The organism is Paenibacillus sp. FSL H8-0332, assembly GCF_037963835.1.
In the GTDB taxonomy this organism is placed as follows: Bacteria; Bacillota; Bacilli; order Paenibacillales; family Paenibacillaceae; genus Paenibacillus_AQ; species Paenibacillus_AQ rhizoplanae.
The window spans coordinates 3,052,107-3,067,646 of record NZ_CP150145.1; the positions used below are offsets into that span (position 1 = coordinate 3,052,107).

A 15,540-nucleotide genomic window follows, 5' to 3' on the forward strand; every position below is an offset into this window, starting at 1 on the left:
TTAAATTAAGAAGGGGGTAATGGTCACTCTAATCTAACGTTCATTTAATTTATGTTTTGGGAGATGTTCATTTGTGATTGAAAAAGCTGGAGACTTAATGAGTATGGCTCATCAGCTGCAGGACAAATTGGTCATGTACAGGCATCATCTTCATGCGATTCCGGAGCTTGATTTAAGTTTGCCCAGGACAACTGCTTACGTAAAAGAGGTGTTGGAGTCGATGGGGCTTAAGCCCGCTCCCGTAGGGGAATCAGGGCTAACGGTTACCATTGGCGGACAGCATGACGGGAAGGTGGTTCTGCTCCGTGCGGATATGGACGGGCTGCCCATTCAGGAAGAAACGGAGTTGTCTTACGCATCGTTGAGCGGAAACATGCATGCTTGCGGTCATGACATGCATACTTCCATGCTGCTGGGAGCTGCGGAGATTCTGAAGGCTAACGAAGGGCAGCTTCGCGGGACGGTTAAGCTTATGTTTCAGCCAGGTGAAGAGACGCTGCACGGGGCAAAAATGATGCTTGAGAGCGGGATTCTCGACAATCCTAAAGTGGATGCAGCCACGATGCTTCACGTGTTGACCGGAATGCCACTTCCTATCGGACAATTTGTTGTGCCTGAGGAAGGTGGAGCGATTTCTGCTTCTTCGGATTGGTTCGAAATCATCATCCGCGGAAGGGGGTCACATGGCGCAATGCCCGAGGCCGCAGTGGACCCTTTGAATGTGGCAGCTCATCTTCATCTGGCGCTACAGGGTATTCTTAGCCGGGAAATTTCGCCGATTGATAATGCAGTCCTTACCATCGGCGTGATGGAAGGCGGAACCACGAACAACGTGATTCCCGATACGGCCAGAATGAAAGGCAGTGTACGCACATTTAACACCGCATTGCGGGATAAAGTGGAGACCCGTATCCGCGAAATTACCGCAGGGATCGGAGAAACTTTTCAGGCCAAGGTGGAAGTGATCTATACGAGAGGCTGTCCTGAAGTAAAAACGGATGGCGGGCTTAATGAGCAAATGAGGGTTTCGATTGCAAATACCTTTGGTGACGGCTCCTATATCGGTATAACTGAGCTGGTACCCGGCGGTAAATTAATGGGCTCGGAAGATTTCGCCTTTGTCTCACAGGCGGTGCCAAGTACCACAGTGTTTCTTAACGCAGGCAATATCGAAGATGGTTATCGTTACCCTGTTCACCATCCTAAGACGATGTTCTCGGATGAGGTGCTTTATAGAGGGGCTGCGGCTTACGCAGCTTTTGCCAGAGACTGGCTTGAAAGTAACAGATAAGCTCTAAACCAAACTTAGGAGGAATTACAATGACAGAGAGACGTATGATTGGACCCACCAAATTTGAAGAGTACTCGGAGAAATACAAGGAATTTCTGTTAATGACCCGCCGTGACGGAATCCTTGAAGTGCGTCTTCACACGGGCGGAGGATCGTACACGCACAATTGGGAAGCTCATACCGCCTGGTCTCATGCCTGGTCAGATATTGGCCGTGACCCTGAGAACGAAGTCATGATTATTACGGGAACCGGGGATAAATGGTTGATTGGCGACCCTGAGGTCTGGAATACGAAATTCATGGACTGGCCGAAGCAAAAGAAGCTCGAACAGTATCATGAATCGCTGAGACTGCTTGAGAATCTGATCTTCTGCATTGACATCCCGACAATCGGGGCAGTCAACGGCCCGGGAACGCACTGTGAACTCGCAACGCTCTGCGATATTACCATTTGTACGGAAGACGCGGACTTTTTCGATCCGCATTATCTGGGAGGCACGCCTCCAGGAGATGGAATGCTGCTCACACTGCAGAGCATGATCGGTTTCAAAAAAGCAGCCTACTACGCATACACCGGCAAGAATATCAACGGTCAGACCGCGTTAGATCTGGGTATCGTCAGTGAAGTGCTGCCCCGTGAGCAGCTTCTTCCACGCGCTTGGGAGCTCGCGGAGATGATCATGCAGGTACCGCGTTCAACGAGACATCTGTCTCACTCCATTATCTCCCGGCCATGGAAGCAGGCTCTGGTCGCTGATCAGGGATTCCAGCTTGCCCACCAGATGTACGACATGGCCATTGATGAAGAAGGAGCGCTGGAGCGGCTGAAGAAAATGCAGGGACGCCTGATGGGCAACGATGTTCAATAGAAAGATGACGGGACCTACTCGGCTCGAAGAATACTCGGAGAAGTACAAGGACTTATTCCTCATGACCCGCCGCGGCGGCATCCTCGAAGTGCGTATGCACACTGACGGGGGACCTTTACAATTCGACTGGCCGGTCCAAGCCGCTTATGGTCACGTATGGTCAGATATTGGCCGTGATCCTGAGAATGAGGTCATGATTCTTACAGGGACAGAAGAGTTATGGCAGACCGGCAATCCTGAAGTCTGGAATACGAAATTCATGGATTGGCCGAACCGCCGGAAGCTGGAAATGTACCATGAATCACTTAGAATGATTGAAAATATGGTTCAGTGCATCGACATCCCCACGATTGGGGCGGTTAATGGCACTGGCGCACACTGGCAGCTGGGAACGCTTTGTGATATTACGATCTGTGCGGAAGACACGGCGTTCTTCGATGCCCATTATCTGGGCGGTGTTCCGCCTGGAGACGGAATCGTCCTGGCACTTCAAAGGATACTGGGAACCAAGAAAGCGGCATACTATGCATACACGGGCTTGAACATTAATGCTCAAGAGGCATTAGATCTCGGTCTGGTCAGTGAGGTGCTGCCTCGTGAACAGCTTCTTCCACGGGCATGGGAGCTGGCAGAGCTGATCATGCAGGCACCCCGCTCAACAAGACATCTTACGCATTCGATTGTGTCGCACCCGTGGAAACAAGCTTTTGCAGAGAATCAAGGTCTTCAGCTTACCCACCAATTGGTTGACATGGCTATTGATGAAGAAGGGATTCATGAGCGGCTGATGAAGTTTAAGGAACGTTTTCAGAGGAATGACAACTGAGAAGGGATAAGGGTGCTATGAGATCGTTGACTGAGCTATTTAAGATTGGCAGCGGACCGTCCAGCTCCCATACCATGGGACCGGAGAAAGCGGCCGGAATCTTCAAAGCAGAAAATGAAGACGCAGACCAGTTCAAGGCGTTGATCTATGGTTCCCTTGCCAAAACAGGTAAAGGCCATATGACGGACAAGGCTATTATTCGGGCACTCTATCCCGTCCGGACGGAGGTTCAATTTGTTCCGCAGCCTGACTTTGATTTGCCTCATCCCAATACAATGGACTTGTTCGCTTACAAAGACGGTCAGCAAACAGCCTCCATGCGTGTTGCCAGTATCGGTGGTGGGGAGATCGTGATTGATGGGCGGGAGGAGACGCGGGGACCTGATGTCTACCCGGAGAACAGCTTTGCCGAGATCAGTGCCTATTGTAAAGCGAATCATATCCGCTTAAGCGATTACGTCGAGCAGCATGAAGGCCTGCAGATCTGGGAGTTCCTCCAAGGCATCTGGGAAGCGATGAAGCGGTCGATCGACGAAGGACTGTCTGTCACAGGTATTCTGGAGGGCGGCCTGAATGTCGAGCGCAAGGCGAAATATCTGTATCATCAGGGGACTGTGGATGAGAGCCCGGAGACGCGGGAGAACCGGATCGTCAGCGCTTACGCTTTTGCCGTCAATGAACAGAATGCGGCTGCCGGTACAGTCGTAACGGCTCCAACCTGCGGGGCCTGCGGTGTTGTACCCGCCTCGCTCGGTTATATGCAGGAGAAGCTGCAGGTCCCGGACGAACGAATTCTCCGGGCGCTGGCCGTCGGCGGGCTCATTGGCAATCTGGTCAAGCATAACGCCTCGATCAGCGGTGCTCAGTGCGGCTGCCAGGCGGAGGTGGGCACGGCTTGCTCTATGGCAGCGGCAGCGCTGGCTGAGCTGTCCGGGATGGAGATCGGCCAGATTGAGTATGCGGCGGAGGTTGCCATGGAGCATCACTTGGGGTTAACCTGTGATCCGATTAACGGATTGGTTCAGATTCCTTGCATCGAGCGGAATGCGGTCGGTGCGATGCGGGCGATCAATGCGCTGAGTCTGGCTAAGTTCTTGTCAGGTACCCGTAAAATATCCTTTGATCTGGTTGTACAGACCATGTACGAAACTGGCCTGGATATGAACAGCAGGTACCGTGAAACTTCAGAGGGCGGGCTCGCTAAGTTCTACAACATGGGCAGTTAACTGATAATGATATCGCTCTAGACGAGGAACGTCCCTTGCTGCCGGTTGGCAGAAGGGGCGTTCTTTCGTTTTGCGGGAGGATCTGTAGGACGGAGCCTGGTGTATGAAAAGAAGTGATTTGACGGAGGGCGGCCGGGATGAGAAAATGTATGCGTGTACATGCAGCAGTGAATTAAGTAGAGGAGGCACCAAATGGAACAGCTACGCATTGGAATGATAGGTTATAAATTCATGGGCAAGGCCCACAGCAATGCTTACCGCAGCCTGCCGATGTTCTTCCCCAAGGCAGTTAAGCCGCACATGTCCGTCATCTGCGGACGTAATGAAGAAGCGCTGAAGGAGGCGGCAGACCAACTGGGCTGGGCAGAGAGTGTAACCGACTGGAAAGAACTGATCGGGCGTGACGATATTGATCTGGTCGATATCAACGCGCCGAGCAATGCCCATAAAGAAATTGCCCTTGCGGCTGCGGCAGCAGGCAAGCATATCTTCTGCGAGAAGCCGCTGGCCCTGAACCTGGAGGATTCCCGCGAAATGCTGGAGGCTGCCGAAAAGGCGGGAATTGCGCATATGATCGGCTTCAACTACCGTTTCTCCCCGGCGGTGCGGCTGGCGAAGCGTCTGATTGAGAGCGGCCGGTTGGGCACAATCTATCACTTCCGCGCGTGGTTCCTGCAAGACTGGATTCTCGACCCGGAATTCCCGCTGGTCTGGCGGCTGCAGAAAGAGATTGCCGGCTCGGGATCGCATGGTGATCTGGGGGCGCATCTGATTGATCTGGCTCATTTCCTGGTAGGGGATGTGCAGGAGGTCATCGGCATGAGCGAGACCTTTGTCAAGGAACGGCCGCTGGCCATGGAAATGACAGGTCTGAGTGCTAAGGCAGGCAAGGATGCTCCACGCGGTCCGGTAACCGTAGACGATGCCACGTTGTTCCTGGCCCGTTTTGCAAACGGTGCCCTGGGCAGCTTTGAGGCTACACGTTTTGCTGCCGGACACCGGTCTACTAATTCTTTTGAGATTAACGGCAGTCTGGGCAGTGTGAAATTTGACTTCGAGCGGATGAATGAGCTGGAGGTCTATCTGACCTCGGATGACGAGGATGTGCAGGGCTTCCGCCGGGTGCTTGCGACCGATCCGTCCCATGACTATGCGGAGGCCTGGTGGCCGCCGGGTCATACCATCGGGTTCGAGCATACATTCATTCATGAGATGCTGGAGCTGTCGAATGCCATTGAGGAGGGACGCCAGCCGGAGCCGAACTTCAAGGACGGCGTGAAATGTCAGGCGGTACTTGAAGCTGTAGAACGTTCGATTGAGCAGCGGCGCTGGGTTCCGATATCTGAGATGTAAGTACATCCGCACAACAAACACCGCCGAGCGCTCCGGGCTTTGGCGGTGTTTTTGCACATAGGGCTGATTGGTTACTCCTGCTTCCGAGCCTGGGAAGGGGTTAGACCCTTGTACTGCTTGTACAGCTTGGTGAAGTAATTCGGATTGTCGCAGCCGACACGGCCTGAGATCTCGGTAATCGTCAGGTCAGTCTCCAGCAGCAGCCGCTGCGCCTCATCCATTCTGCAGAAATTCACATAATCGATGAACGTCCGCCCGGTGAGCTTCTTGAAGGTTTTGCAGAAATGAAAAGGGTTCAGATTCACGAATTTGGCAGCAGCCTCAATCGACATCTTCTGATCGGCGTGGTTCTCCAGGTGTTCCAGCAGCGGCTTGAAGCGCTCCCGGTGGATGGAATGGCGTTCGCTGTGCTCCCGCTCGCTGCGCTGCCGGGCCGGGAAGGCCCGGGACATCAGGGTGAAGAACAGGTGCAGCTGATTCTTGACCACGAGTTGAAAGGCCGGCTGTTTCGCCTCCACTTCGGCAATCACCCGCTCCAGTAAATGATAATAAGCGGCGCATTCAGGCTGCTGGGCGGCGGGCATCACAGGGAACTGATTCAGATTATTGAGGTACGGAGCTACGAATTGCTCATGCTGGGAATCCTGGTTCCGGTCCTTGAACAGCGAGGCATGGAAGACAATCGAGACATACGACAGGTCACCGCTGCACTGGCTATAGCCGACATGAAGCCCGCCGGACGGCACCATAAGGACATCCCCCGGCCCGGCCTCATAAGGCTTACTGTCCACATGGAAAATAGCCTGACCTTCGCGCATAATGATGATCTCGAAATGCTCATGCCAGTGCAGAAACAGGATGTTCTGTTCAGGCGCTACCTCCCGGCAGGTGTTGAAGAACAGACGGAACGGATACGTTTTCTCTTCCAGCCTGGGATATTCCTTAAGTTCCTTCGGATAGGTCATGCTTGGTTCAACTCCCGCAAGATTCAGCTAGTTTAGCACAAGATAAGTAGAGATTTTGCCCAAAATGAGCGATATACTAGGAATGTTGCATTAACTATAAACCAATATTGGAGTGGCATACAAGATGCAGGATACATTAAGAATCGGAACACTGGTTGGAGGTGGGGATGCGCTCAGAGTCATTCCTCAGATTATAGGGCATGGATTCGAATCCTTCAGCTTAACCTTCTGGCAGACTACGGGAACTACCGATCTGGCGGAAACAGCGGCACGGTTGCGTGAACTGGCTGCGGAGCATGATTTCACGATTTCTTCAGTCGGCATATTTGGGAATCCGCTTACAGGGACAGGCGACAATTCAGATACGCTTGCCAGCTGGGAACGGCTGATCGATCATGCCCATTTGTTCGGGACGGACCTGGTCTCCGGCTTCACCGGGCGTCTGCCCGGCGTATCTATAGATGAGTCGATTCCGAAGTTCGCTGAGGTGTTCGGTGAGTTGTCGAAGCGGGCGGCGGAGCGCGGGGTCAAGATCGCTTTTGAGAATTGCTCGATGGACGGGAACTGGCGGGCAGGGGACTGGAATATTGCGCATAACCCTACAGCCTGGGAGAAAATGTTCAACGCGGTCAATGCCGATAATCTCGGCCTGGAATGGGAGCCTTGTCACCAGATGGTGCAGCTGATTGACCCGATTCCGCAGCTGCGCAAATGGACGGATAAGATCTTCCATGTCCACGGCAAGGACGCAACCATCGCCTGGGATATTATTAAGGAATACGGAATCCACGGGCCTAAGCCTTATGTGTGGCACCGGACGCCGGGCTTCGGGGATACGAACTGGACAGATGTGATCTCGATTCTTCGTCAGGCCGGGTATAAGGGAACGATCGATATCGAAGGCTGGCATGATCCTGTCTACCGTGACGATCTGGAGATGACCGGTCAGGTTCATGCACTGAATTATCTCAAAACCTGCCGGGGCGGCAGCTTCATCCCGAACCCGGTGTAACTGGAGGAAAGAGTGATGACAGCAGGACATCGTGTGGTTGTGGCGGGTTGCGGGGCTATGGCTAATGAGTGGATCACCTATGCACTGAAGCATGTTGATGGAATAGAGATTGTAGCGCTCGTGGATATCCGGCCGGAGTCCGCTCAGGCCATGGCAGAAAGGCACGGGCTTACTTGCCCGGTATTTACTGAATTGGAGCAGGCGATTGCGGATACAGCAGCTAATCTGGTATTCGATGTGACGGTGCCGTCCAGCCATTACAGTATTGCTAGTACGGCGCTTGAGGCAGGTTGCCATGTGTTCGCGGAAAAGCCGCTGGCGGAGACGATGGAGCAGTGCAACTCAATCGTCAGCATCGCTGAACGTACCGGCAGGAGCCACGCGGTGATGCAGAACCGCCGGTATGATCCGCGCATCCGCTCATTGCGGGAGCTGATAACTTCAGGGGGTATAGGGCGGACAGGCTCTATCAGCGCGAATTTCTTTCTGGCTCCGCATTTCGGCGGCTTCCGGGATGCGATGGACAGCCCGCTGCTGCTGGATATGGCGATTCATACCTTCGATCAGGCCCGCTATATAAGTGGTGCTGATCCGGTAAGCGTGTATTGCCAGGAGTTCAATCCGCCGGGATCGTGGTATGCAGGGAATGCGGCGGCTGTCTGTATTTTTGAAATGTCGGACGGCTCCGTGTTCTGTTATCAAGGCTCCTGGTGTGCGGAAGGCGCGCCTACGTCCTGGGAAGCTTCATGGCGGGTTCAAGGTGAAAAGGGCGCTGCTATCTGGGATGGCCGGGATCTGCCTTATGCCGAGGTGATTAGTGCCGGGAGTGAACACTCCGGCCAGTTCCTCCATGAATTCGAGCAGGTCGAAGCGCCGGAGGTACAGATGGAGGAGACCTTCCATCAGGGCTGTCTCGATGAAATGTTCCGTTCGCTGGCAGAAGGCCGTCCGGCCGAGACGGATTGCCGCGATAACCGCTACAGCATGGCCATGGTGCTGGGCGCTCTGGAGAGTGCGCGGACAGGCCGCAAGCTGAGTATTGGAGAATTCATAGAGGGCGCTAAGCTGACGGGGAGTAAGGAGTAGGAGATTTTAGAGTAAGGGTTAAGGATCAAGTAAGGGATTACGGTAAAGGATCTACAGGGATATTATTAGGGCAGCCGCGAGGCTGCTTTTTTTCTCGTTGGCGTGTCAACGAGAAAAACCAAACACAATTGGACTGGGCGCGCCTCGAAATTAAGACGCGTTTTTCCACTTGTTGGGTGAAGTTTCAAACTGTTTTGAAGTCACATAATTCCATATTCTCCTCACATCACTGTATTCCAGATCTGTGCAATGAAGATTAGAATAAATACCAGACAGTGGATGTAACTTACAAGGAGTGATTCCGATGGATGAGCAGTTAAAAGTGGTGATTGGGAGCGGCGGAAGTCGGCATAATCAGGGGTGGCTGCATACGGAGGAGAGGGAGCTTAATCTTTTGCAGGATGAACAGTGGGCCAACAGGTTCAAGAAAAGCTCCATAAAAGCCATCCTTGCGGAGCATGTCTGGGAGCATCTGACGTATGAGGAGGGGATACAGGCGGCAAGAATCTGCTATCCTTATCTGGCACCTGGCGGGTATATACGCTGTGCTGTGCCGGACGGGTATTTTCCGGATGAAGCTTATCAGAAAATTGTACAGGTCGGGGGACCGGGTCCCCTGGATCATCCCGCGGCGTCTCACCGCATCGTACATACTTACAATACCCTGCGAGGCATGTTCACGGCTGGCGGCTTCAAGGTCAAACTGCTGGAATATTGCGATGAATCCGGGCAGTTCCATTATAACCACTGGGATGAGAGCGGAGGTTTTATCTACCGTTCCAAGCGCTTTGACCACCGCAATACAGAGGGAAGGTTAGGTTTTGTCTCGCTAATAGTAGATGCCGTTAAGAGATGACACACAGCATCCGCTCCTAACAAAAAAGGCTGATTCCCGCAGCACTACTCGCTACGCAGAGATCAGCCTGTCCTTCATTCAATCAACCCGCCCGGGCTAGAAGCCCCGGTATTGCGGTTCTTCCTTTTCCAGCTCAGTTACGCGTCCTTCTACTTGCTGGACAACCTGCTGGGTCTGCTCGGCCGCTTGGGTGAACAGGGTCTTGGCTTCTTCATTCTGCGTTTCCATGGCGAATTGCTCCAGGCTGGCCTGGGCGCTTTTCAGCGAAGCTACGCAGGTCTTGACTTGTGAGGCGACTGTCATCGGTATACCCTCCTCCATATCATCGAAATGGATCATAATCCACGGATTCTAGTATCTGCAATCCCGCAGCTCATATTCTGGGAAATCACTCCAACCTCACAAGAGCATAATCAACCGGCACAAAATCTTTTGGTTAATTCACCCCTAGTTTGACAAATACTGAAGCTGAATGTTTGACTACACAGAGCATGAAATATCACAATACAGGGGGTTATTCGAATGCCTGAAGCGCTGGAGGTTGTCGTACGGACCTTGTTTGCTGTGGTCGTAATGTTTTTTTTAACCAAAATACTCGGCAAACGGCAGGTTTCGCAGTTGTCTTTTTTTGAATATATTACGGGAATTACGGTGGGGAGCTTGGCTGCGTACATCTCGCTGGACACGGATAAGACCTGGCATCTGGGCCTGATTGCCTTAGGCGTCTGGGTTGCCTGTTCGCTGGGAATCGAATATCTGCAGATTAAGAGTAAGAAGGCCCGCGATTTCATTGACTTCAAATCGACGGTGCTGATTAAGGACGGCAAGATTCTGGAGAATAATATGAAAAAAGAGCGTCTGAGTGTCGACGAGCTGCTGGAGGAATTGCGCAAAAAGGATGTCTTCAAGGTGGCCGATGTGGAATTTGCGATTATGGAATCGGATGGTGCGATTAATGTGCTTTTGACCAAGGAGAATCAGCCCTTCACCCCCAAGGATCTGGGGATAAAGGTCGCCCCGGAGAAGGAGACGCTCGCTGTGATTATGGATGGTGAGATTCTGGACGAGCCTCTGGATACGCTGAATCTGTCACGGAAATGGCTGCAGACCGAGCTGGAAAAGCTGAATCTGACCGTGAAGGAGGTTTTCCTCGGGCAGGTAGATTCATACGGTGAGCTTACCGTGGATCTCTATGCCGACAATGTGAAGGTGCCGCAGCCGCAGGATAAACCTCAGCTGTATGCGCTGCTGAAGAAATGCGAAGCCGATCTGGAGCTGTTCGGTCTGTCCACCAAGAACAAAGCGGCGAAGCAAATGTACGGAAATTGTTCAGAGCAAATGCAGGAGCTGCTGCAGAAGCTGAAGCCTTTTATCCAGAACTGACAGCCCAATGCTTGAACGGGACAATAGGGGACATTTTCCATTCATGCGTTGTAGAGGTATACTATAATCGATTTCATAGGATCTACTTCAAGTATAGGGAGGATGCTATCGATTATGGATTATGTGAAGCTGGGGACGACCGGACTGGATGTATCACGGATCTGCTTAGGGTGTATGAGCTATGGGGTGCCGGAGCGCGGTACCCATCCTTGGTCGCTGAATGAGCAGGAGAGCCGGCCGTTTATCCGCAAGGCGCTGGAGCTGGGCATTAATTTCTTCGACACGGCTAATATCTATTCGGATGGGACCAGTGAAGAGATTGTCGGACGGGCCCTCAAGGAGTTTGCCTCCCGTGACGAGATCGTGCTGGCCACCAAGGTGCACGGGCGCATGCGTCCCGGCCCCAATGGCGGCGGACTGTCGCGCAAAGCCATCCTGAGCGAAATCGATCACAGCCTGAAGCGGCTGGGCACAGATTATGTGGACCTGTATCAGATTCACCGCTGGGACCCGTCCACGCCGGTTGAGGAGACGATGGAAGCCCTGCATGATGTGGTCAAAGCGGGCAAAGCCCGCTATATCGGCGCTTCCTCCATGCCTGCATGGCAATTCCTTAAGGCACTGCATACCGCTGAGCGCCATGGCTGGACCCGGTTCGTATCGATGCAGAACTATGTGAATCTGCTGTACCGGGAGGAGGAGCGGGAGATGCTGCCGCTGTGCGCCGCGGAAGGAATCGGTGTGATTCCCTGGAGTCCGCTGGCCCGCGGCCGTCTGACCCGGGACTGGCAGGAGACAAGCGCCCGCTCGGAGAGTGATCAGTTCGGCAAGCTGCTGTATTCACAGACGGAGGAAGCGGATCGGCTGGTGGCCCTGCGGCTGAAGGAGATTGCGGAGCAGCGGGGAATTCCCCGTGCACAGGCGGCACTGGCTTGGGTTCTGCAGAAGAAGCCTGTCACGGCGCCGATTGTTGGAGCAACCCGGATGAGCCATCTGGAGGATGCCGCCGCAGCGGTATTGGTTACCCTCACCGATGAGGAAATCCGCCGGCTTGAGGAGCCTTACGTGCCTCATCCGGTGATGGGCTTTTAGCACAGGCATTCTATGATAATGTGATTTGAACAGGAGCCGGATGACGGCTCCTTATTTGTTCGTCCTCGCTTGGAATACTCACTATTATATAATGTAGGCGCTTTCTGGTATGATTAGCTTATATGTACATACCTTTTTTTGGAATAGGATGGTGTTATTATTCATGAATCTTCAAGAAGCAACCGCTCTAATTGAATCGATCCGAAGTAATCTGGCAAAAGTTATTGTGGGCAAAGAGGGCGGCGTGAATCTGCTGCTGACCGCCTTGCTGGCGAATGGTCATGTGCTGCTGGAGGATGTGCCCGGCACCGGAAAGACACTGCTCGCCAAAACACTGGCCCGTTCCCTGGACTGCACGTTCAAGCGGATTCAGTTCACGCCCGACCTGCTGCCGTCCGACTTAAGCGGCATCAACTACTATAATCAGAAGAGCGGTGAATTTCAATTCCGCCCAGGTCCGGTATTTGCCAGCATTCTGCTCGCGGATGAGATCAACCGGGCCACGCCGCGCACCCAGTCCAGCCTGCTGGAGTGTATGGAGGAGCGGCAGATTACGATTGACGGCGTGACGCATGAGCTGGAGCGGCCGTTCCTGGTCATTGCTACCCAGAATCCGGTGGACAGCCAGGGGACCTTTCCGCTGCCGGAAGCGCAGCTGGACCGGTTCCTGATGCGGATTACCAGCGGGTATCCGACATTTGAGGAAGGGGTACATATCCTCCAGAGATTCCGCCAAAATAACCCGCTGGAGGATACCGCTGCGGTGGCTACGGCCCGGCAGATTCAGGACATTCAACGTCTGGCTGCGGAGGTTGCCGTCAGTGACGAGCTGCTCGCTTATATGATGCGCGTAGTCGAGGCCACACGCACCTCCCCGGCGGTCCGGCTGGGAGCAAGCCCCCGGGCAGCTTTCGCCCTGCTGCGCGCTTCGCAGGGATACGCACTGATCCAGGGCAGAAGCTACTGTATTCCAGATGATATCAAAGAAGTTGCTGTTGCCGTGCTGGCGCACCGGCTGATTCTTCAGCGCGGCCCCGGAGTCCGTGAAGGCCAGTCGGCAGAGGTAGTGCTTCAGGTGCTGCGTGAAATTGAAGTGCCTGCTGAGCCTGCAGTCTTGTCCAGAGGCGGAAGGGTGGAGTAATCCATGTCGCTGCCGTGGTTCATTGCAAGTACGTTCATCCTGCTGGTCCTGATCTCGCTGGTCTATGACCGGAATGCACTGAAGAAGGTCAGTTATACCCGTTACTTCTCTGCCAAAGCGGTGTACGCCGGTGAACAGGTAGAGATGGTTGAGGAGATTATGAACAAGAAGCTGCTGCCGCTGCCGTGGCTGCGGCTGGAATCCAGCATAGCCAAGGGGCTTGAATTCGGTAACCAGGAGAATCTGGGCATCAGCAGCGGAGAGATTTCCCAGAATCATGTCAGCCTGTTCTTCCTGAGGTCTTTCCGCCAGATCAAACGGCGGCATAATATCACTTGCAAGGAGCGGGGCTTGTTCGTCCTGGAGACGGCAACCATGACTACCGGCGATCTGTTCGGACTGAGCCGCAGCGCCAAGACCTTCCCGCTCCATCTGGAGCTGCTGGTCTACCCCGGACTGCTGCGTTTCCATGACCTTCCGTTGCCGGTTCACAGCTGGCTTGGAGAGCTGCCGGTCAAACGCTGGATTGTTGAAGATCCGTTCCTGACCGCCGGTACAAGAGAATACAGCGCCGGGGATTCCCTGGCGAGCATTAACTGGAAAGCGACAGCCCGGACGGGAAGTATGCAGGTGCATCGGAAGGATTACACCGCCGATTCCCGGCTGGTCATCTGCCTGAACGTGGAGACCAGTGAGTCCATGTGGAGAACGGTTACCGATGTGCAGCGCATAGAGCTGGGTATCCGCTATGCGGCGACTGTGGCCGAGTATGCGATCAGCCACGGTATTGAGGTCCGGTTGCTCAGCAATGGAAGACTGGACGGCAGCGGGGCAAGAGATTCGGTTGATACCTGGTCCATTGCCCATACCGAGGAGTTCCTTGGCCTGCTGGCCAGACTGAATCTGGACCGGACTGTGCCTATGAGCAGGCTGATGGAGATCGAAGCGGACAAGGGTGAGGGAAATATGGATTATCTGATCATTACCTGTCACCGGGGAGCGGAGCTGCAGCTGGCAGCATCGGGATTAAGCTTCCTCGGAAACGGTGTAGAGTGGCTGGATATTCCTTCTGAAGGGGGCGGTGAGCTATGACTTCCCGAATTCCGGATGCCTTCAAAGAAAACTTCGCCATATGGATGTCAGCCTTCATCGAATGGCTGCTGCTGCTCCCGGTATGGCTGGTGCTCCAGACTTATTTCCAGCCGGAGGCCCAAGCAATGCGCTGGATCTATCTGCTGCCGGTACTGGCCGCAGCCGGTGTGCTGCTACGGGAGATATGCAACCGCCGCTGGAAGCAGCTCCTCGCGGCGCTGGTTCTCGGAGCAATATCAGCGGCGTTAACCGGTACGATGACACTTATAGGTCTTCCGCTGGCAGCCGGAGCGGCAGTGTCTGCCTTCCTTGGCATGACAGCAGCCACAAGGGTGAACCGGCTGTGGCTGTATATCAGCGGGATCATGCTGTATTTTGTCGCTTCCATTGCCTTCTCGCGCATCCCCGGTCTCCAGCCGAGTGCCCCGGTGCTCACCTGGAGCGGCAGCTTGTGCCTGATCCTGGCACTGCTGGCTACGAACAGCACCCACCTGCGTTATAGCTCCTTGAACGGAGGTGCAGGAAATCTGCCTCAAGGACTGCGGCGGCATAACCGGATGTTCGTGGTCGGCTTCATTATCCTGGCAGCACTGCTTGCAGCGGGGGGCGGCAGGGCGGTTGGGATGCTGCTATGGAATATGACGCGGGCATTCTTCGCCTGGCTCAGCCGGTTATCCTCCGGTTCCGAGGAGGCACCGCCAGCAGAAGCTCTGCCTGAGGCCATCCCTCCCATGCCGGCAGCGGAGCCGGGTGAACCGGGCTTGCTGTCGATGATTCTGAATATAGGCTTCTATATTCTAGGGGCGGCAGCCATTCTTGCGGTACTGTATTTTATCATGCGTTGGTTATACAGAAATACAGGAGGCATCCTGCGCAGAACGATGGACAGGCTATTATCCCTGCTGCGCAGAGAGACACCAGCGGCTTCGGGGTATCAGGATGAGGAGACCAGCCTGTTCAACTGGGAGCAGACCGTCCAGGACTTCCGCCAATACGTGCGTTCCAAGCTGACACCAGCCAGCCGAAGGGACCGCTGGGAGGGGATGGACGGAAGCCGCGAGCGTATCCGCTGGCTCTACCGGCACTGGCTGCGGGCCAGACATGCGGAAGGGTATGAGGTGAAGCCCTACCTGACCCCGCAGGAGACAGCAGCTGATGTAGCCGCCTGGTCGCAAGGCCAGAAACGCTCAAGCAAACAGTCTGGCGGAGATGCCTCTGTCAATGACCGGCTGCTCGGCCTATATAACAAGGCCCGCTATACGGAGGAGGAGCTGCCTGAACTTACTGCCGCTGAGGCGGCAGCGCTTAAGGAGCAGTTGAAGCTGTAGCAGCTTCATCACGTTCAGCG

General features: G+C 54.2%; 15 protein-coding genes. 13 read left to right on the forward strand and 2 right to left on the reverse strand.

The window, feature by feature from the left end; all coding sequences use genetic code 11:
* Positions 1 to 73 precede the first annotated feature (73 nt).
* The 5 genes from NST43_RS13225 (at position 74) to NST43_RS13245 (ending at position 5,565) form a co-directional block, all read left to right on the forward strand.
* Positions 74 to 1,291, forward strand: a complete 1,218-nt coding sequence (locus NST43_RS13225) for a M20 family metallopeptidase (protein ID WP_339224829.1) — start codon at positions 74 to 76, stop codon at positions 1,289 to 1,291.
* Between the two features lie 29 nt (positions 1,292 to 1,320).
* Positions 1,321 to 2,160 (forward strand): enoyl-CoA hydratase/isomerase family protein, encoded by an 840-nt coding sequence (locus NST43_RS13230; protein ID WP_339224830.1) that lies wholly within the window; start codon positions 1,321 to 1,323, stop codon positions 2,158 to 2,160.
* The gene (locus NST43_RS13235) at positions 2,150 to 2,986 is read left to right on the forward strand and encodes an enoyl-CoA hydratase/isomerase family protein (RefSeq protein ID WP_339224831.1); all 837 of its coding nucleotides are present in this window, start codon (positions 2,150 to 2,152) and stop codon (positions 2,984 to 2,986) included. Before NST43_RS13230 ends, NST43_RS13235 begins: the two co-directional genes overlap by 11 nt.
* A gap of 17 nt (positions 2,987 to 3,003) precedes the next feature.
* Positions 3,004 to 4,212 (forward strand): L-serine ammonia-lyase, iron-sulfur-dependent, subunit alpha, encoded by a 1,209-nt coding sequence (locus tag NST43_RS13240; protein ID WP_339224832.1) that lies wholly within the window; start codon positions 3,004 to 3,006, stop codon positions 4,210 to 4,212.
* A gap of 192 nt (positions 4,213 to 4,404) precedes the next feature.
* The gene (locus tag NST43_RS13245) at positions 4,405 to 5,565 is read left to right on the forward strand and encodes a Gfo/Idh/MocA family oxidoreductase (protein ID WP_339224833.1); all 1,161 of its coding nucleotides are present in this window, start codon (positions 4,405 to 4,407) and stop codon (positions 5,563 to 5,565) included.
* Between the two features lie 71 nt (positions 5,566 to 5,636).
* On the opposite strand, the gene NST43_RS13250 is transcribed toward NST43_RS13245, so the two are convergent.
* Positions 5,637 to 6,530, reverse strand: a complete 894-nt coding sequence (locus tag NST43_RS13250) for an AraC family transcriptional regulator (protein WP_339224834.1) — start codon at positions 6,528 to 6,530, stop codon at positions 5,637 to 5,639.
* A 124-nt stretch (positions 6,531 to 6,654) separates the two neighbouring features.
* Here NST43_RS13250 and NST43_RS13255 point away from each other — a divergent pair, with 124 nt between their 5' ends.
* The 3 genes from NST43_RS13255 to NST43_RS13265 all read left to right on the forward strand — a co-directional run bounded on the left by NST43_RS13255 (position 6,655) and on the right by NST43_RS13265 (position 9,484).
* The gene (locus tag NST43_RS13255) at positions 6,655 to 7,542 is read left to right on the forward strand and encodes a sugar phosphate isomerase/epimerase (RefSeq protein WP_209986214.1); all 888 of its coding nucleotides are present in this window, start codon (positions 6,655 to 6,657) and stop codon (positions 7,540 to 7,542) included.
* 15 nt (positions 7,543 to 7,557) lie between these two features.
* Positions 7,558 to 8,628: a Gfo/Idh/MocA family oxidoreductase gene (locus NST43_RS13260; RefSeq protein WP_209986217.1), complete on the forward strand. Its 1,071-nt coding sequence runs from the start codon at positions 7,558 to 7,560 to the stop codon at positions 8,626 to 8,628.
* Between the two features lie 304 nt (positions 8,629 to 8,932).
* On the forward strand, positions 8,933 to 9,484 hold the full coding sequence (locus tag NST43_RS13265) for an SAM-dependent methyltransferase (RefSeq protein WP_339224836.1): 552 nt from the start codon (positions 8,933 to 8,935) through the stop codon (positions 9,482 to 9,484).
* A gap of 96 nt (positions 9,485 to 9,580) precedes the next feature.
* On the opposite strand, the gene NST43_RS13270 is transcribed toward NST43_RS13265, so the two are convergent.
* Positions 9,581 to 9,787, reverse strand: a complete 207-nt coding sequence (locus NST43_RS13270) for a DUF1657 domain-containing protein (RefSeq protein ID WP_209986222.1) — start codon at positions 9,785 to 9,787, stop codon at positions 9,581 to 9,583.
* 219 nt (positions 9,788 to 10,006) lie between these two features.
* On the opposite strand from NST43_RS13270, the gene NST43_RS13275 reads away from it, so the two are divergent.
* From NST43_RS13275 to NST43_RS13295, 5 genes are all read left to right on the forward strand, one after another.
* Entirely contained in the window at positions 10,007 to 10,867 is an 861-nt protein-coding gene (locus NST43_RS13275) for a DUF421 domain-containing protein (RefSeq protein WP_339224837.1), read from the forward strand.
* Positions 10,868 to 10,981: 114 nt separating this feature from the next.
* Positions 10,982 to 11,959, forward strand: coding sequence for an aldo/keto reductase (locus NST43_RS13280; RefSeq protein ID WP_339225411.1), 978 nt, complete (start codon positions 10,982 to 10,984; stop codon positions 11,957 to 11,959).
* Positions 11,960 to 12,122: 163 nt separating this feature from the next.
* A complete protein-coding gene (locus tag NST43_RS13285) occupies positions 12,123 to 13,100 on the forward strand; it encodes an AAA family ATPase (protein WP_339224838.1) in 978 nt (325 codons plus the stop codon).
* A 3-nt stretch (positions 13,101 to 13,103) separates the two neighbouring features.
* A complete protein-coding gene (locus tag NST43_RS13290) occupies positions 13,104 to 14,192 on the forward strand; it encodes a DUF58 domain-containing protein (protein ID WP_339224839.1) in 1,089 nt (362 codons plus the stop codon).
* A complete protein-coding gene (locus NST43_RS13295; RefSeq protein ID WP_339224840.1) occupies positions 14,189 to 15,520 on the forward strand; it encodes a hypothetical protein in 1,332 nt (443 codons plus the stop codon). Before NST43_RS13290 ends, NST43_RS13295 begins: the two co-directional genes overlap by 4 nt.
* Positions 15,521 to 15,540: the final 20 nt, after the last annotated feature.